The organism is Streptomyces sp. NPDC050534 (genome assembly GCF_044457745.1).
In the GTDB taxonomy this organism is placed as follows: Bacteria; Actinomycetota; Actinomycetes; order Streptomycetales; family Streptomycetaceae; genus Streptomyces.
The window spans coordinates 193,654-209,858 of record NZ_JBITHF010000010.1 but is presented as its reverse complement, the minus strand read 5'-3'; the positions used below and the strand labels follow the sequence as shown (position 1 = coordinate 209,858).

14 protein-coding genes and 1 pseudogene are annotated in these 16,205 nt (G+C 71.3%); 8 read left to right on the top strand and 7 right to left on the bottom strand.

The genetic code is table 11. The annotated features are described in order from the left end of the window. Positions 1-4: 4 nt before the first annotated feature. Together ACIBN2_RS31030 and ACIBN2_RS31025 are read right to left on the bottom strand one after the other, a co-directional pair. On the bottom strand, positions 5-244 hold the full coding sequence (locus tag ACIBN2_RS31030; protein ID WP_399139283.1) for a heavy-metal-associated domain-containing protein: 240 nt from the start codon (positions 242-244) through the stop codon (positions 5-7). A gap of 134 nt (positions 245-378) precedes the next feature. Continuing rightward, on the bottom strand, positions 379-1,056 hold the full coding sequence (locus ACIBN2_RS31025) for a TetR family transcriptional regulator (RefSeq protein ID WP_399139281.1): 678 nt from the start codon (positions 1,054-1,056) through the stop codon (positions 379-381). Between the two features lie 124 nt (positions 1,057-1,180). Here ACIBN2_RS31025 and ACIBN2_RS31020 point away from each other — a divergent pair, with 124 nt between their 5' ends. Together ACIBN2_RS31020 and ACIBN2_RS31015 are read left to right on the top strand one after the other, a co-directional pair. Then, positions 1,181-3,472 (top strand): MMPL family transporter, encoded by a 2,292-nt coding sequence (locus ACIBN2_RS31020; protein WP_399139279.1) that lies wholly within the window; start codon positions 1,181-1,183, stop codon positions 3,470-3,472. Next, positions 3,423-4,466 (top strand): zinc-dependent alcohol dehydrogenase family protein, encoded by a 1,044-nt coding sequence (locus ACIBN2_RS31015; protein ID WP_399139278.1) that lies wholly within the window; start codon positions 3,423-3,425, stop codon positions 4,464-4,466. Before ACIBN2_RS31020 ends, ACIBN2_RS31015 begins: the two co-directional genes overlap by 50 nt. On the opposite strand, the gene ACIBN2_RS31010 is transcribed toward ACIBN2_RS31015, so the two are convergent. The 4 genes from ACIBN2_RS31010 to ACIBN2_RS30995 all read right to left on the bottom strand — a co-directional run bounded on the left by ACIBN2_RS31010 (position 4,447) and on the right by ACIBN2_RS30995 (position 7,752). After that, positions 4,447-5,013, bottom strand: a complete 567-nt coding sequence (locus ACIBN2_RS31010; protein ID WP_399139276.1) for a GNAT family N-acetyltransferase — start codon at positions 5,011-5,013, stop codon at positions 4,447-4,449. The genes ACIBN2_RS31015 and ACIBN2_RS31010 overlap by 20 nt on opposite strands. A 76-nt stretch (positions 5,014-5,089) precedes the next feature. Then, positions 5,090-5,299, bottom strand: a complete 210-nt coding sequence (locus tag ACIBN2_RS31005) for a helix-turn-helix transcriptional regulator (RefSeq protein WP_399139274.1) — start codon at positions 5,297-5,299, stop codon at positions 5,090-5,092. A 427-nt stretch (positions 5,300-5,726) separates the two neighbouring features. After that, positions 5,727-6,698 carry a helix-turn-helix domain-containing protein gene (locus ACIBN2_RS31000; protein ID WP_399139272.1) on the bottom strand — a complete coding sequence of 324 codons (972 nt, stop codon included), beginning with the start codon at positions 6,696-6,698 and terminating at the stop codon, positions 5,727-5,729. Positions 6,699-6,831: 133 nt separating this feature from the next. Further along, entirely contained in the window at positions 6,832-7,752 is a 921-nt protein-coding gene (locus ACIBN2_RS30995) for a sugar phosphate isomerase/epimerase family protein (protein WP_399139271.1), read from the bottom strand. 124 nt (positions 7,753-7,876) lie between these two features. On the opposite strand from ACIBN2_RS30995, the gene iolC reads away from it, so the two are divergent. From iolC to mmsA, 5 genes and pseudogenes are all read left to right on the top strand, one after another. After that, positions 7,877-8,830 (top strand): 5-dehydro-2-deoxygluconokinase, encoded by a 954-nt coding sequence (gene iolC / locus ACIBN2_RS30990; protein ID WP_399139270.1) that lies wholly within the window; start codon positions 7,877-7,879, stop codon positions 8,828-8,830. A gap of 83 nt (positions 8,831-8,913) precedes the next feature. After that, the gene (locus ACIBN2_RS30985) at positions 8,914-9,789 is read left to right on the top strand and encodes a deoxyribose-phosphate aldolase (RefSeq protein WP_399139592.1); all 876 of its coding nucleotides are present in this window, start codon (positions 8,914-8,916) and stop codon (positions 9,787-9,789) included. Positions 9,790-9,817: 28 nt separating this feature from the next. Continuing rightward, positions 9,818-10,060, top strand: a pseudogene (locus tag ACIBN2_RS30980) (5-deoxy-glucuronate isomerase); the annotation flags it as partial. A gap of 116 nt (positions 10,061-10,176) precedes the next feature. Further along, the gene (gene iolD / locus ACIBN2_RS30975) at positions 10,177-12,069 is read left to right on the top strand and encodes a 3D-(3,5/4)-trihydroxycyclohexane-1,2-dione acylhydrolase (decyclizing) (RefSeq protein WP_399139268.1); all 1,893 of its coding nucleotides are present in this window, start codon (positions 10,177-10,179) and stop codon (positions 12,067-12,069) included. 14 nt (positions 12,070-12,083) lie between these two features. Continuing rightward, entirely contained in the window at positions 12,084-13,592 is a 1,509-nt protein-coding gene (mmsA, locus tag ACIBN2_RS30970) for a CoA-acylating methylmalonate-semialdehyde dehydrogenase (protein WP_399139266.1), read from the top strand. A gap of 52 nt (positions 13,593-13,644) precedes the next feature. Here the strand turns inward: mmsA and ACIBN2_RS30965 are convergent, their stop codons facing one another. Then, positions 13,645-14,484: a hypothetical protein gene (locus ACIBN2_RS30965; RefSeq protein WP_399139265.1), complete on the bottom strand. Its 840-nt coding sequence runs from the start codon at positions 14,482-14,484 to the stop codon at positions 13,645-13,647. A gap of 299 nt (positions 14,485-14,783) precedes the next feature. On the opposite strand from ACIBN2_RS30965, the gene ACIBN2_RS30960 reads away from it, so the two are divergent. Further along, positions 14,784-16,187, top strand: coding sequence for an APC family permease (locus ACIBN2_RS30960; protein WP_399139263.1), 1,404 nt, complete (start codon positions 14,784-14,786; stop codon positions 16,185-16,187). The last annotated feature ends 18 nt before the right edge of the window (positions 16,188-16,205 follow it).

The window sequence follows — 16,205 nt, the reverse complement described above, 5'->3', positions numbered from 1 at the left end:
GTGGTCAGACCTGGCCGACGAGCTCGAAGCCGGCCTCGTCGACCGCCGCGCGTACGGCGGCCTCGTCGAGCGGGGCCGCGGAGACGACGGTGACCTCGCCGGACGCGGCGACCGCCGTCACGGAGGTGACACCGGGGAGCTCGGAGATCTCGCCGGAGACGGCACCCTCGCAGTGGCCGCAGCTCATCCCGCTCACCTTGTAGACGGCGGTGACGGTACCCGGGGTGTCGGTCTGCGCGGTCATGTCGTTCTCCTCGTCGAGGCTTGTGCGGCTTGCGGAACATGGGGGCCCACGGGGGCCCACCGCTTTCAGACTATACCCCTAGGGGGTACTTTTCCATCGTGGCGGCCGTGCTTCGGGGCGGGAGGGGCGACGAGTCAGGCGGGCCGGGTCGCGGTGGTTCCGGTGATGCCGAGCCGGTCGCCGACCAGGGGGCCGAGGTAGCCGATCAGAACCTTCTTGATCTCCTCGATGTACGCGTCGCGCTCGGCGCCCTCGTGGGAGAGGACCAGCTCCAGACCCGCCTTGTACACCCCGAGGCACACGTGCGCGGTCCGTGTGACGTCGGCCGGCCGGGCGTCCGGCAGCAGCGAGAGGAGCAGGTCCTCGACCCGGGAGATCAGCGTCGCGTGCAGGGCGTCGTGCTCCTCGGCGATCCGGCCCGGGATGTCGGGGCCGTGCATCAGCGCGAAGAACACCGGGTGGTCGCAGTTGAAGGCGATGAACCGGTCGACGGCGGCGCCGACCGCCTCCTCCAGCGGGGTCGCCGGCGCGACCGGGGCGAGCGCCTCGCCGTACGCCTCCCGCATCTCGTGCATCAGCCGGTCGCCCAGCTCGATCGCGATCGCTTCCTTGTTCGGGAAGAACTGGTAGAGCGTGCCGGGTGAGACGCCGGCCTCGCGGGCGATGGCGCTGGTGCTGGCGGCCGTGTAGCCCGTGGTGCAGAAGACCGAGGCCGCGGCCTCGAGGAGCTGGGTGATGCGGCGCTCGCCCCGGGCCTGGCGGCGGCGCGGCTGTTCCTTCTGCGGACTGTCCTTCTGTGAGTTGTCGGGCACGCGTTATCCCCAGATCTCCGTACGCCGTTGACAAACGCGAGCGGTCGCTCGCATTCTGGAGAAACACGAGTGATCTCTCGTGTTTCCAGTCTATGGTTTTCCTCGCTGAAGGGGACACCGCACGATGACCGAAGTCAACAAGCCACCACACCTGGGCGGCTGGACCCGCTTCGTCACCGCCCGCCCGCGGTTGTCGCTGCTCGTCGCCCTCGTGATCACCGCCCTCGCTGTGCTGGCCGGCAGCGGAGTCGCCGACCGCCTGGGCAGCGGCGGCTGGGAGGACCCGGACGCCCAGTCGACGTACGCGACCAAGGCGCTGGAGCGGGAGTTCCCCGCCTCCCAGCCCAACCTCCTGCTGCTCGTCGACTCCGGCCGCTCGTCGGTGGACGACCCGGCGGTGGCGGCCGAAGCCCGGCACCTCACCGAGCGCCTGGCAGGCGAGAAGGGCGTCACGGGCGTCGGTTCCTACTGGCAGGCCGACGCCTCGACGGCACCGTCCCTGCGCGCCGAGGACGGCCACGAAGCGCTGATCGCCGCGCACATCACGGGCGACGAGAACGCGATGGGCAGGACCCTGGACCGCATCGCGCCTGCCTTCCGGGGCGCCCATGGCCCGGTGGAGGTCAAGGTCGGCGGCATCGTCGCGGTGCGGCACGAGATGCAGACGACCATCAAGGAGGACCTGACCCGCGCCGAGCTGATCGCCCTGCCGGTCACGCTCGTGCTGCTGGTGATGGTCTTCGGCAGTGCCGTCGCCGCGCTGCTGCCGCTGGGCATCGGCATCGTCGCGATCCTGGGCACGAACGCGGTGCTGCGCGGGCTGACGGAGTTCACCGACGTCTCCGTCTTCGCGCTGAACCTCACCACGGCCCTCGGTCTCGGACTGGCCATCGACTACGCCCTGTTCATCGTCCGGCGCTTCCGCGAGGAGCTGTCCACCGGCGCCGAACCGCTGACCGCCGTGGCGACCACCCTGCGCACCGCCGGACGCACGGTCCTCTTCTCTGCGCTCACGGTGGCCGTCTCCCTGGCCGCGATGCTGCTCTTCCCGCAGTACTTCCTGCGGTCCTTCGCCTACGCCGGCATCGCCGTGGTGCTGCTGGCCGCCACGGCCGCGCTGATCCTGCTCCCGGCGGCCCTGATCCTGCTGGGACACCGGGTCAACTCCTTGGACCTGCGGCGTCTGCTGCGGCGTGGGGACCCGGCGCGGACCTCCGGCGAGGAGGGCACGGCCTGGGCGCGGGCGGCGACGCTGGTCATGCGCCGGGCCCCGCTCTTCGCCGTGGCGACCACCGCCGTCCTGATCGTCCTCGGACTGCCCTTCCTGGGCGTGAAGTTCGGCACCGCGGACGACCGCCAGCTGCCCTCGGGCGCCGAGTCCCACGTCGTGCAGCAGCACATCCGCGACGGCTTCCCGGGCAGCCCCGGCGGCGGCCTGGAGGTGCTCGCGGAGGGGAAGGCGACACCGGCGCAGTACGCGGCGTACAAGGCGCGTATGGCGGAGCTGCCCGGTGCGCTGCGGGTCGACGGCCCGCTGGTGAAGGGACGGTCGGCGTACTTCACCGTGCAGCCGAAGGGCGAGGCCGTCGACGACACGGCCCAGCGCCTGGTGGGCGAACTGCGCGCCGCGAAGGCCCCGTTCGACACCAAGGTGACCGGCACGGCCGCCGTCCTGGTCGACTCCAAGCACGCGATAGCCGAGCGCCTGCCCTGGGCGGCCGTCTTCATCGCCGTCGTCACCCTGCTCCTGGTGTTCCTGCTGACGGGCAGCGTGCTGATCCCGGTCCAGGCGGTGGTGCTCAACGCACTCAGCCTGAGCGCCATGTTCGGTGCGGTGGTCTGGGTCTTCCAGGACGGCCACCTCTCCGGCCTGCTCGGTTTCACCAGCCCCGGCTCCATCGAGACCACGCTGCCGGTCCTGATGTTCTGCGTGGCCTTCGGGCTCTCCATGGACTACGGCGTCTTCCTGCTCTCCCGCATCAAGGAGGAGTACGACAGGACGGGCGACCACAACACCTCGGTCCGGCACGGCCTCCAGCGCACGGGCGGCCTGATCACGGCGGCGGCGGTGATCCTGGCCGTGGTGATGGTCGCGATAGGCACCTCGCGGGTGACCAACACCAAGATGCTCGGGCTCGGTATCGCCCTGGCGGTCCTGATGGACGCGATGATCGTGCGCAGCCTGCTGGTCCCGGCCGTGATGAAGCTGACGGGCAGGGCCACCTGGTGGGCCCCGGCCCCCTTGCGGAGACTGCACGAGCGGTTCGGTCTGAGCGAAGGTGGGGACGAGCGCCCCTCCAGGGACGCGGGGAACTGCGCGACCGGCCACGATGGACCCGCGGACGAAAGCGGCGATGGGAGCGCAGATGCGGGCAGTGGTGTTCGAGCAGTACGGGAGCCGGCTCGACGTACGTGAGGTGCCCGACCCTCGGCCGGCCCACCACGGAGTGGTCGTACGCGTAGAAGCCACCGGCCTCTGCCGCAGCGACTGGCACGGCTGGCAGGGCCACGACCCCGACATCACGCTCCCGCACGTACCCGGACATGAACTCGCCGGTGTGGTGGAGGCGGTCGGAGCCGGCGTGAGCAACTGGCACCCCGGTGACCGCGTCACCGTCCCCTTCGTCTGCGCCTGCGGAACCTGCGGAGCATGCGCGGCCGGGGACCAGCAGGTGTGCGAGCGGCAGACCCAGCCCGGGTTCACCCACTGGGGCTCGTTCGCGCAGTACGTGGCGCTGGACCACGCCGACGTCAACCTGGTGGCGATTCCGGAGGGCCTGTCGTTCGCCACAGCGGCGGCGCTGGGCTGCCGGTTCGCCACGGCGTTCCGGGCGGTGGTGCAGCAGGGCCGGGTGGCGGCGGGGGAGTGGGTCGCGGTGCAAGGCTGCGGGGGAGTGGGCCTGTCCGCGGTGATGATCGCGGCGGCGTCGGGGGCGCGGGTGATCGCGGTGGACGTGTCACCGCGGGCCCTGGACCTGGCGCGGAAGTTCGGCGCGGCGGAGTGCGTGGACGGGGCGGCGACGCCGGACACGGCCGCGGCGGTCCGCGAGCTGACGGGCGGCGGCGCCCAGTTGTCTCTCGACGCCCTGGGCTCGCCCGTGACCTGTGCCGCCTCCGTGAACGGCCTGCGCCGCCGGGGCCGCCATGTCCAGGTGGGTCTGCTCCCGTCGCCGGCCGGCACGACCCCCGTCCCGATGGCCCGCGCGATCTCCCTGGAGCTCGAACTCCTCGGCAGCCACGGGATGGCGGCGCACACCTACCCGCCGATGCTGGAGCTGGTGCGGGCGGGTGTCCTCCGTCCCGATCTGCTGGTGACCTCGGCCATCACCCTGGACGCGACGCCCGCGGCGCTGGCGGCGATGGGGACGGCGCCGGGAGCGGGGGTGACGGTCATCGAGCCGTGGAGTTGAGGGCCGCCCACTCGCGGTCGAGGATGCCCATGATCACCTCGTCGGCCCACTCGCCGTCCCGGAGCTGCACCTCGCGTCGGACGCCCTCCACCGCGAAGCCGACCTTCTCGTAGACGCGCAGGGCGCGACGGTTGGTGCCGTAGGCCTGCAACTCGATGCGGTGCAGGCCGAGTTGCTCGAAACCGTATCCGACTATGAGGCGTGTCGCCTCGGTGCCGATGCCGCGGCCGCGGCCCCGGGGGCCGATGAGGGTGCGGAACGTGCAGCTGCGGGCCCGCGGGTCCCATTCGTTCAGCACGACCTCGCCGAGGAGTTCGCCGGTGACGGGGTCGGTGACGGCGAGGTCGAGCCGGTCGGGGACGGTGGCGCGGGTGCCGTAGAAGGAGCGCACCCGTTCAGGCGTCAGCTCTGTGGACGGCTCGAAGGTGAAGCGGACGACGTCGGGATCCTGGAGGATCTCCCACATCGCTTCGGCGTCGGCCGCGGTGAAGGGCCGCAGTACGGTTTTCGCGCCGGTCAGGACGGGTTTCACGGAGAAGTCGCTCATGGAGCAACCGTGCCCCACGCGCGGGGTGGGGCACAGGTGCTTTTTCAGGAGGCCGGACGGCCGGACGTCCGGAGGGTCAGGAGATCTCGTCCTCTCTGCGGCCGCGGTTGCCGGGCCTCGAGGCGACCCAGGCGCGGACCGTGTCGGCGAACCAGAAGGGCTTGCCGCCCTCGACATGGTCGGGCGGGGGCAGCAGCCCGTGCTTGCGGTAGGACCGCACGGTGTCCGGCTGCACCTTGATGTGCGCGGCGATCTCCTTGTACGACCAGAGCCTTCGGTCGGTCATGGGTAGCACCTCCCTGCGCGCGCCGCGGGGTCGGCCGGGGGGCGGCCGTCGGGGGAGCCGGGCGCTGCGCTGGCGATCACAAAGCCTGTGCCCCGTCAACGAGGGGCGGCCAAAGGAGGGCAGGGCCTGTGGGGCGGGTGTGACGCGGAGCCCGCGTACACGGGACATGTGTGACACGAAGGGGGCGTTTGTGACACGAGTGCTGCAAAGGCGTGCGCGGGCTCGAAGGCGCGGCGCGTTGACAACGGGGGTCCGGCAATGGCGCGTTGACGCCGCCCGAGTGCCGTGGCGAGGTGGGCCGGACCCGCTGCGCCGGGCCCGGCCCACCGGCTCCCCCGGTTTCCGTCCCGAGGACGTGCCGTCGTCCTCGAGGACGTGCGGTCGGTGACCTCCCCCCGGGATCACCGGCCGGAAGATCAGCGTGCATTCAGCGGACCCCGCCGGTCTTGGAGAAAACCGAACTTCGTGCGGATGTGAGCAACAGGCTCGTCGCCTCGCCGGTCATCCGGTCGGCGGCCGGCACCATGGGCTGCGCCACGGGCGGGATCACCCGCGCCATGGTGAACTCGCGGGGCGTGCACCCCGTCATCGCCCTGAACTCCCCGCTCAGATGGGCCTGGTCGTAGAAACCGCAGATCGCCGCGGTCTCCGCCTGCCCGCGTCCCTGCGCCAGCAGCCGCCGTGCCCGCTGCAGCCGCAGCACCCGGGCGGCGACCTTCGGTCCGAGCCCGATCTGCTCCCGGAACCGGTTCTCCAGGTGCCGTACGCTCCAGCCGACCTCCTCGGCCAGCAGCCGTACCGGCACCGAGCCCCAGGTCCGCACCAGCTCCGACCAGGCCCGCACGACCCTCGCGGAACTCGGCGTCCCGGCCTGCGACCAGCGCGTCAACTCGTCGTCCAGCAGCCCGAAACGGTCCTGCCAGGTGGGCAGCGCGGCCAGCGCGGCGGACAGCTCACCGATGCTGCGCCGGCGGCCGGCGTCCGGGCGGGTGCCGAGGACGTGCGGCAGGTCGTCGGGGTCGACGGTGCGGTCGGCGAGCTCGTACTGCGGGGTGCCGAACAACGTGAACGCCGCCCACGGCATGAGCAGCACCTCGACGCCGGACAGCCGCCCGCCGTGCTCGCCGACGGCCGGCGTGGTCGTCGGCCCCGAGAACACCGAGACGAGCGTCGCGGGGGGCCGCCCCGTGCGCGTGATGCGGAGCGGTTCCCCGAAGCCGAGCAGCAGCGTCGCCGCCCCGATGGGCGCCTCCAGCCGCCGCCGCGGCCGGTCAAGCGCCAGCCGCACCCCGCGATAACTGATCACCCCGGGCCGCAGCCGAGGATGCGGCCGAGCCAGCACGGTCTCCCAGGAACCCCAGGGCCCGGCCCCGGCCCGACTCCGCACCCCGTCCGCCATCGACACATGGTCCTACGCCCCCTGCACCCTGCCTAGGGGCGCGGGGAACTGCGTGACCAGCCCCACTCAGGCCGCACCCGCCCACGCACAGAACCCGGCAGAGGAGTAGGCACCCGGCCCCACCTCCGGAGGGCTACGCCCCACAGGACCGCAAGAACGCCCGAGTCCGCCGGGCAATGGGCAACGGAGTGTCCGGCTCGCACGGATACATGTCCTGCTCGACGATCGCGAACAACTCCACCCCCAAAGCCTGCGCGGCATCCAGCACCGGCCCCAGCTCGGGCACCCCCGCAGGGGGCTCGCACATGACCCCCTGCGCGACCGCCGGCCCGAACGGCGTCCCCTTCGACCGCACGTCCGCCAGGATCTCCGGGTCCACCTGCTTGAGATGCAGATACCCGATCCGCTCGCCGTAGGTCTCGATCAGCTTGACGCTGTCGCCGCCGCAGTACGCGTAGTGCCCCGTGTCCAGGCAGAGCGACACCACGTCGGAGTCGGTCCCGTCGAGGAACCGTACGACGTTCTCCTCGCTGTCGATGTGCGTGTCGGCGTGCGGATGCACCACGATCCGCAGCCCGTACTCCTCCCGCACCTGGCGCCCCAGCCGCTCCGTCAGGGAGTTCAGGTTGCGCCACTGACCGGGCGTCAGCGTGTCCGGCTCCAGCACCTCGCCGGTCTTGTCGTCCCGCCAGAAGGACGGGATGACCACCAGGTGGGACGCCCCCATCGCCTGCGCGAGGGCCGCGTTGTCCGCGACGTGCGCCCAGGTCTTCTCCCATACGGCCTCGCCGTGGTGCAGGCCCGTGAACACCGTGCCTGCCGACACCTTCAGACCGCGCCGGGCCGTCTCCTCGGTGAGGACGGCCGGATCGGTCGGCAGGTACCCGTACGGCCCCAGTTCGATCCACTCGTAGCCCGAGTCCGCGACCTCGTCGAGGAAGCGCTGCCAGGGAACCTGGCGGGGATCGTCCGGGAACCAGACGCCCCAGGAGTCGGGCGCCGAACCGACGCGGATACGGGAAAGGCCGGAAGATTGAGGAGACAACGACGTCATGGCCGCCAGAGTGCGGGCCCCGGCAGGGGGTGTCAAGGTCTGGTCCGAATGTCTGGACAAAACATTGACAGGGCTCCGTGTGCCCGGCTAGAAACCGGGGAGGACGCGCAACGAAGGGAAGCCGATGGCGTACGACCTGATCACCATGGGGCGGATCGGGGTGGACCTCTATCCGCTCCAGACCGGCGTGCCGCTGCCGCAGGTGACGAGCTTCGGCAAGTTCCTGGGCGGCTCGGCGAGCAACGTCGCGGTGGCCGCGGCCCGTCTCGGGCACCGCACCGCGGTGATCACACGCACCGGCGACGACCCCTTCGGCACGTATCTGCACGAGGCCCTGCGCGGCTTCGGCGTCGACGACCGGTGGGTCACCCCGGTCCCGGGCCTGCCCACCCCGGTCACCTTCTGCGAGATCTTCCCGCCGGACGACTTCCCGCTGTACTTCTACCGGCAGCCCAAGGCCCCCGACCTGGAGATCGACGCCCACGAGCTCGACCTCGACGCCATCCGCGACACCCGCGTCTTCTGGGTCACCGGCACCGGGCTGAGCGAGGAGCCCAGCCGTACGGCGACGCTGGCGGCCCTTGCCCACCGGGCCAAGGCCGGCACCACGGTCTTCGACCTCGACTGGCGCCCCATGTTCTGGAACAGCGACATCAGCGGCGCCCGCCCCTTCTACGCGGAGGCCCTGCGCCACACCACCGTCGCCGTCGGCAACCTCGACGAGGTGGAGGTCGCCACCGGGGTGCGCGAACCGCGGGCCGCCGCCCAGGCGTTGCTGGACGCGGGCTGCGAACTCGCCGTCGTCAAACAGGGCCCCAAGGGTGTCCTCGCGGTCAACAGCGAGGGCGAGTCCGCCGAGGTGCCGCCGCTGCCGGTCAGCGTCCTCAACGGCCTCGGGGCCGGCGACGCCTTCGGCGGCGCCCTCTGCGACGGCCTGCTGGCGGGCCGGGACCTGGAGACGATCATGCGGCACGCCAACGCGGCCGGCGCGATCGTCGCCTCCCGCCTGGAGTGCTCCTCCGCCATGCCGACCGCCGACGAGATCGCGGCCGCGCTCGAAGCCGGAGCGGTGCTGTGAGGGCGGGCCGGGTCTCGGGCGCCCACCACGACGACACCCACCACGAAGGTGCCCACGGCGGCGACGGCGTCGCGCACGCGCGCGTGGACGTCTCCGAACTCGTCCGCCTGCGTACGCACCACCCCGAAGCCGTGGCGGAGGCCGCCGCCCGCCGTGCCCGCCGCCCGCTCGTCGGCGACTCCGGCCGGCTGATGATCGTGGCCGCCGACCACCCGGCCCGCGGCGCGCTCGGCGTCGGCAACCGCAGGTTCGCCATGGCCAACCGCGCCGGTCTGCTCGAACGCCTCTGCCTCGCGCTCTCCCGCCCCGGCGTCGACGGCGTCCTCGCCACCGCCGACATCCTCGACGACCTGCTCCTGCTCGGCGCGCTGGAGAACAAGGTCGTCATGGGCTCCATGAACCGCGGCGGCCTCCAGGGCGCGAGCTTCGAGCTCGACGACCGCTTCACCGGCCACCGCGCCGAGGACATCGAGCGGTTCGGCTTCGACGCGGGCAAGCTGCTGCTGCGCATCGACTACGCCGACCCGGGCTCCCTCACCACGCTGGAGTCCACGGCCCGCGCCGTCGACGACATGGCCGCGCGCCGCCTCCCCGTCTTCGTCGAGCCCTTCCTCAGCCACCGCACGGACGAGGGGAAGCTGAAGAACGACCTGTCCGCAGAGGCCGTCACCAAGTCCATCGCGATCGCCTCGGGCCTGGGCGGCACCTCGGCGTACACCTGGCTCAAGCTGCCCGTCACCGAGAACCCGGACGACATGGCCGAGGTCATGGAGACCTCCACGCTGCCCGCCGTGCTGCTCGGCGGCGAGGTGGGGGACGATCAGGACGGGGCGTACGAGAAGTGGCGCGGCGCCCTCCAACTCCCCACCGTGCGGGGCCTGGTGGTCGGCCGCTCGCTGCTGTATCCACCGGACGGCGACGTGGCCGCCGCCGTCGACACCGCCGTAGGACTGCTGTGAGGAGCTGATGGCCGCGGTCGAGCTGTACACCGAGAGGACCGTGCTTCCGCCGCCGGGCGGATGTACGGTACGGCCGGCCGGTGACATGACGGACGAAGAGTTTCAACTCCCGGGCGGGGAAAGCGCATTCGCGTCGGTCTCCGACTTCGCGTACGTTCCCCGTGACGCCCGGACCCAGATCGCCTCCGGCGCGGGAGGCCGCTTCGCCCTGGCAGGAGCGAAGTGCGAGCGACGACTCCCCGCCCGCTACGGCCCCGCGCCGGAGGTCCCGAACGGTTTCGGCCGTCAGCGCGTATCTCCCTCCCGTGAGGGCGGATCCGGCGTCCGGAGACGGGAGCCGCGGATCTGCTTCCATCCGGCCCACGCACAAGGCACTGGGGGTTACCGATGACTCCGACCACCTCGACGGCGAGGCTGACGGTCGCACAGGCGCTGGTGCGCTTCCTGTCCGTCCAGTACACCGAGCGGGACGGCGTACGGCAGCGGCTGATCGGCGCGACCTGGGGCATCTTCGGCCACGGCAACGTGGCGGGGATCGGCCAGGCACTCGTCGAGTACGCGGACGACATGCCGTACCACCAGGGCCGCAACGAACAGGCCATGGTGCACGCGGCGGTCGGCTACGCCCGGCAGTCGGGCCGCCTGTCCACGCACGCCGTGACGACCTCCATCGGACCGGGCGCGACCAACCTCGTGACGGGCGCCGCCCTCGCCACCGTCAACCATCTGCCGGTCCTGCTCCTGCCGGGCGACGTCTTCGCGGCCCGGCCCGCCGACCCCGTCCTCCAGCAGCTCGAAGTCCCGTACGCGGGCGACGTGTCGGTCAACGACAGCCTGCGCCCGGTCTCCCGGTACTTCGACCGGATCACCCGCCCCGAACAGCTCGTTCCGGCGGCGCTGCAGGCCATGCGGGTGCTCACCGACCCCGTGGAGACCGGCGCCGTGACGCTCGCGCTCCCGCAGGACGTCCAGGCGGAGGCGTACGACTGGCCCGAGGAGTTCTTCGCCGAGCGCACCTGGGTGGTCCGCCGCCCGGGCGCCGACCCGACCGAACTCGCCGAGGCCGTCACGGCGGTCAGGTCCGCGCGCAGGCCGCTGGTCGTCGCGGGCGGCGGTGTCCACCACAGCCGCGCCGAGGAGGCCCTCGCGGAGTTCGCGGCGGTCACCGGCATACCGGTCGCCTCCACGCAGGCCGGCAAGGGCTCGCTGCGCTGGGACCACCCCCAGGACGTCGGCGGCATCGGCCACACCGGCACGGCGACGGCCGACGAACTCGCCCGCACCGCCGACCTGGTGATCGGCGTCGGCACCCGCTGGACCGACTTCACCACCGCCTCCGGCACCCTCTTCACCGGCGAGGGCGTCCGCTTCCTCAACCTCAACATCGCGCCCTACGACGGCCACAAGCTCGCCGGCCTGCCGCTGATCGCGGACGCCCGCAGCGGCCTCCAGGAGCTGACCGCGGGTCTGGACACGCACGCGTACCGGGTCGCGGCCTCCTACGTCACCGAGTACACCGAGGACAAGGAGCGCTGGGAGCAACGCGTCGACGCCTGCTACGAGGCCGAGGAGCCGGACGTGCGGCCGACGCAGCCGCAGGTCCTCGGCGCGCTCGACGCTCTGGTCGACGAGACGGACGTGATCGTCAACGCGGCCGGCTCCCTCCCCGGCGACCTGCACAAACTGTGGCGGGCGCGCTCGCGGGACCAGTACCACCTGGAGTACGGCTACTCCTGCATGGGCTACGAGATCCCGGCCGCGATCGGCGTGAAGCTGGCCGCGCCCGGCCGGCCGGTGTGGGCGCTGGTCGGCGACGGCACGTATCTGATGATGCCGACGGAGATCGTGACCGCCGTGCAGGAGGGCGTCGCGATCAAGGTCCTGCTGATCCAGAACCACGGGTACGCGTCCATCGGCGGTCTGTCGGAGTCGGTGGGCGGCGAGCGGTTCGGCACCGCGTACCGGTTCCCGTCGGACGACGGCAGGTACACGGGGGCGCCGCTGCCCGTGGATCTCGCCGCCAACGCGGCCAGCCTGGGCATGCGCGTGCTGCGCGCCAAGACCGTCGGTGATCTGCACGCGGCGCTCGCCGAGGCCCGCGCCGCCGACACTCCCACATGTGTCTACGTCGAGACCGAAACGGCCGACACTGTGTCGGGCCCGCCGCCCGCCCAGGCCTGGTGGGATGTACCCGTGGCCGAGACCGCGACCCGACCGTCGGCGGTCAAGGCACGAGAGCTGTACGAACGGCACGTCTCCACCCGACGCCGCCATCTGTGAAGGAGAAACCGGGCATGACGAAGATCGTCAACCACTGGATCGGCGGCAAGACCGTCGAAGGCGCGTCGGGTACGTACGGGCCGGTCACCGACCCGGCGACCGGCGCGGTCACCACGAAGGTCGCGTTCGCGACGGTCGACGAGGTGGACGCCGCGGTCGCCGCCGCGAAGGACGCCTTCGTCACCTGGGGCCAGTCCTCCCTGGCCAGGCGGACCGAGATCCTGTTCCGCTTCCGCGCGCTGCTGGACGCCAACCGGGACGCGATCGCCGAGCTGATCACCGCCGAGCACGGCAAGGTCCACTCCGACGCGCTGGGCGAGGTGGCCCGCGGCCTGGAGATCGTCGACCTGGCCTGCGGCATCAACGTCCAGCTCAAGGGCGAGCTGTCCACCCAGGTCGCCAGCCGCGTCGACGTGGCCTCGATCCGCCAGCCGCTCGGCGTGGTCGCGGGCATCACCCCGTTCAACTTCCCGGCCATGGTGCCGATGTGGATGTTCCCGATCGCCATCGCGACCGGCAACACCTTCGTCCTCAAGCCCTCCGAGAAGGACCCGTCCGCCTCTCTCAAGATCGCCGAGCTGCTGTCGGAGGCCGGCCTGCCCGACGGCGTCTTCAACGTCGTGCACGGCGACAAGGTGGCCGTCGACCGCCTGCTGGAGCACCCGGACGTCAAGGCCGTCTCCTTCGTCGGCTCCACCCCCATCGCCCGCTACATCCACACCACCGCCGCCGCCAACGGCAAGCGCGTGCAGGCCCTGGGCGGCGCCAAGAACCACATGCTGGTGCTGCCCGACGCCGATCTGGACGCGGCCGCCGACGCCGCGGTGAGTGCGGCCTACGGCTCCGCCGGTGAGCGCTGCATGGCGATCTCCGCCGTCGTCGCCGTCGGCGCGGTCGGCGACACCCTGGTGGAGAAGATCCGCGAGCGCGCCGAGAAGATCAAGATCGGTCCCGGCGACGACCCGGCCTCCGAGATGGGCCCGCTCATCACGAAGGTGCACCGCGACAAGGTCGCCTCCTACGTGGACGGTGCCGCCGCCGAGGGCTGCGAGGTGGTCCTGGACGGTTCGGCGTACACCTATGAAGGAGCGGGCTACGAGGACGGCCACTGGATCGGCCTGTCCCTGCTCGACAAGGTCCCCACGTCGGCGAAGGCGTACCAGGACGAGATCTTCGGCCCGGTGCTGTGCGTGCTGCGCGTGGACACCTACGAGGAGGGTGTCGCGCTGATCAACAACTCGCCGTTCGGCAACGGCACCGCGATCTTCACCCGGGACGGCGGCGCCGCCCGCCGCTTCCAGCTGGAGATCGAGGCCGGCATGGTCGGCGTGAACGTGCCCATCCCGGTCCCCGTCGGCTACCACAGCTTCGGCGGCTGGAAGGACTCCCTCTTCGGAGACCACCACATCTACGGCAACGACGGCACGCACTTCTACACCCGCGGCAAGGTCGTCACCACCCGCTGGCCGGACCCCGCCGACGCCCCCGCGGGCGTCGACCTCGGCTTCCCGCGCAACCACTGAGGCCGCACGGTGCCCCGTTTCCGAGGGAGCGGGGCACCGCCGTGTCCGGAGCTCAGCCCTGCTGCTCCTGGGCCTTCTTGACCTGGTCGGTGAGGTCGCCGGTCTGTGCGGCAGGCGGAGCCTTGACCGGGGCCGTGGCGCCGAACTTCTGGAAGTCCATGGTCACCTCGACCGTGCCGATCTGCTCCTCCAATCGGACCGGGAGGTCCTTGGAGTCGACCCAGATGTCCATGGTCAGCGAGTCGGCGCCGCCGGTCACCGAGCGCATGAGGTTGTCACCGGTGTAGGCGTCCTTGAACTTGCCCATGTGCGCCTTGTCGACGACGGCCCGGTAGTGGGTCGTGCTCCGGCCGCCGACGGTCGCCCTGCCCAGGTCCTTGACGTCGTTCGCGTACTTCAGGACGCGCATAGAGGCCACGGGGTTGCCACTCCCGCTGCTGCCGCTGAACGCCTGCGAGCCCTTGTCGCCGAAGATCGCCGAAGAGTCGATCTTCATCCACTCCTTGCCCTTGAGCGGGCCGGAGGGCTGCGGGTCGACGTCGTAGTAGTAGGCGCCGTCCACGAACAGCATCCGGATCTTCGGGCTGTCCTGCAGTCGCTGCATCTGCGCGGCCGCCGTGTCCATCTCGGCGTCGATCGCCAGCCCGTCGCCCCAGGAGTACGTCCCGTCCATGGTGACCGGGGTGCCCGTGCCCAGGTCGGTGCTGATCTTGACCTGGGCGGAGCCGAGTTGCTCGGTGCGGTCGGTCGCCCGCGACAGGACGGCCATGATCTTGTCCGCGTTGTCCACGGCCTTGGCCGCCGTCTTCGCGCCGTCCGCGCCGCACGCGGACACCGCGAGTGTCGCCGCCGCCGTGATCCCCACCCAGGCAGCGGTGTGCTTCAGCTTCATGAGTCCCCACCCATTGCTGTGATTCGGTTGTGAAGTTCTGTGGTCGCTGACTCTAGCGGGACACTCTGACAGGTCCGGATACCGGACGTCCTCACGTTTTTTTGACGCCCGCCCTGCGGTTCCCGTACGGCTCAAGCGCCCGGAACGGTCTGCGCCGAACTGCTGTTTACGCTCTCTTAAGGGCCCTTGTCCTACTGATTTCGTAGCCAGACACCTATTGACGCGTCGGTTTTCGTCGGGGTTCTATGCATCCCACCCAGCCGCCGGAGGCATCCGCACCAGTCGATCGGAACCGCTGCATGACCGACACGCTCCGCCCCGTCGACACCGCCGCTCCCGAGGCAGCGGCCACCGCCGGTCCCGCCACGCTCAAGCGCTCCATCGGAGTCGTCGGCGGCACCCTGCTCACGCTCTCCTGCGTGACCCCCGCCTCCACGCTGTTCGTGGTCGTGCCGGACCTGTTCGGCTCCCTCGGCACCGCCACCGCCCTGACGATCGCGATCGGCTCCCTCCTGTGCATCGCCGTGGCGTTCTGCTACTCGGAGCTGGGCACCCTCATCCCCAGCGCGGGCGGTGAGTACGCGATGGTCTCGACGATGGCCGGACGGCTCGCGGGCTGGCTGGTGTTCGTCCTCTCCCTGCTGGTCGTCATGATCGTGCCGCCGGTGATCGCGATGGGCACCGCGGACTACCTGACGCCGATCGTGCACCTCGATCCGGCGGTCGCCGGTGCCGGCGTAATGCTGCTCGCCACCCTGGCCGGCCTGCTCGACCTGCGCGCCAACGCCTGGATCACCGGCATCTTCCTGGTCCTTGAGGTCATCGCGGCGGCCGTGGTCGCCCTCCTCGGCTTCGCGCACAGCCAGCGGGGCCTGGGCAGTCTGGTGTCGATGAAGGTGGCCGGCACCCACGGCCACACGGACACGGTGACGGCGATGCTGGTGGTCTCGGGCCTCGCGATCGCCCTCTTCGTCACCCAGGGCTTCTCGACCGCCGTCTACCTCTCCGAGGAACTGGAGAACCCGCGCCGCAACGTCGCCCGTACGGTCCTGGTCACCCTCGCCATCTCGACGGTGATCATCCTGGTGCCGGTGGCGGCGATCACCATGGGCGCCTCCGACATCTCCCAGCTGACCGGCGGCGACATCAGTGGCATGGTCACCGCCTGGTCCAACTCCGCGGTCGGCACCTTCGTCAGCCTCTGCGTGGCCCTCGCGATCATCAACGCGGGCATCGTCATGGTCATCCAGAACTCCCGCGTCCTGTTCGCCTCGGCCCGCGACAAGGCCTGGCCCGGCCCGGTCAACACCGTCTTCGCCAAGCTCGGCCGCTTCGGCTCCCCGTGGGTCGCGACCCTCGCCGTCGGCGTCCCCGGCGCCCTCCTGTGCTTCGTGAACCTGGACACGCTCTACGGCGTCACGGGCGTCTCGGTGACCGGCATGTACCTCCTCGTCGCCGTCGCCGCCCTCCTGGCCCGCCGCGGCTCCCACAAGCACAGGCCCGCCTGGCGCATGCCCCTGTGGCCCGCGATGCCGGTCCTCCTGATCGCGGTCCTGGCCTACATCCTCAGTCAGCAGGAGACGAGCTACCTCCTGTGGACGGGCGGCATCACAGCCGTGGCAACCCTCTACTGGGTCCTGTACCTCCGCCCCCGCAGGGACACGAGGTGGCTGGTGTCCATCCCGGAGGACGTCGAAGCCTGAGCTGCAGAGTTCTTGGGG

What these genes read in the sequence shown, in the direction of transcription:
- ACIBN2_RS31015 (WP_399139278.1), top strand. Translation starts at nt 3,423, where the DNA reads ATGCGGGCAGTGGTGTTCGAGCAGTACGGGAGCCGGCTCGACGTACGT.
- ACIBN2_RS30960 (WP_399139263.1), top strand. Translation starts at nt 14,784, where the DNA reads ATGACCGACACGCTCCGCCCCGTCGACACCGCCGCTCCCGAGGCAGCG.
- mmsA (WP_399139266.1), top strand. Translation starts at nt 12,084, where the DNA reads ATGACGAAGATCGTCAACCACTGGATCGGCGGCAAGACCGTCGAAGGC.
- ACIBN2_RS31020 (WP_399139279.1), top strand. Translation starts at nt 1,181, where the DNA reads ATGACCGAAGTCAACAAGCCACCACACCTGGGCGGCTGGACCCGCTTC.
- iolD (WP_399139268.1), top strand. Translation starts at nt 10,177, where the DNA reads ATGACTCCGACCACCTCGACGGCGAGGCTGACGGTCGCACAGGCGCTG.
- ACIBN2_RS31005 (WP_399139274.1), bottom strand. Translation starts at nt 5,299, where the DNA reads ATGACCGACCGAAGGCTCTGGTCGTACAAGGAGATCGCCGCGCACATC.
- ACIBN2_RS30965 (WP_399139265.1), bottom strand. Translation starts at nt 14,484, where the DNA reads ATGAAGCTGAAGCACACCGCTGCCTGGGTGGGGATCACGGCGGCGGCG.
- ACIBN2_RS30995 (WP_399139271.1), bottom strand. Translation starts at nt 7,752, where the DNA reads ATGACGTCGTTGTCTCCTCAATCTTCCGGCCTTTCCCGTATCCGCGTC.
- ACIBN2_RS31030 (WP_399139283.1), bottom strand. Translation starts at nt 244, where the DNA reads ATGACCGCGCAGACCGACACCCCGGGTACCGTCACCGCCGTCTACAAG.
- iolC (WP_399139270.1), top strand. Translation starts at nt 7,877, where the DNA reads ATGGCGTACGACCTGATCACCATGGGGCGGATCGGGGTGGACCTCTAT.
- ACIBN2_RS31000 (WP_399139272.1), bottom strand. Translation starts at nt 6,698, where the DNA reads ATGGCGGACGGGGTGCGGAGTCGGGCCGGGGCCGGGCCCTGGGGTTCC.
- ACIBN2_RS31010 (WP_399139276.1), bottom strand. Translation starts at nt 5,013, where the DNA reads ATGAGCGACTTCTCCGTGAAACCCGTCCTGACCGGCGCGAAAACCGTA.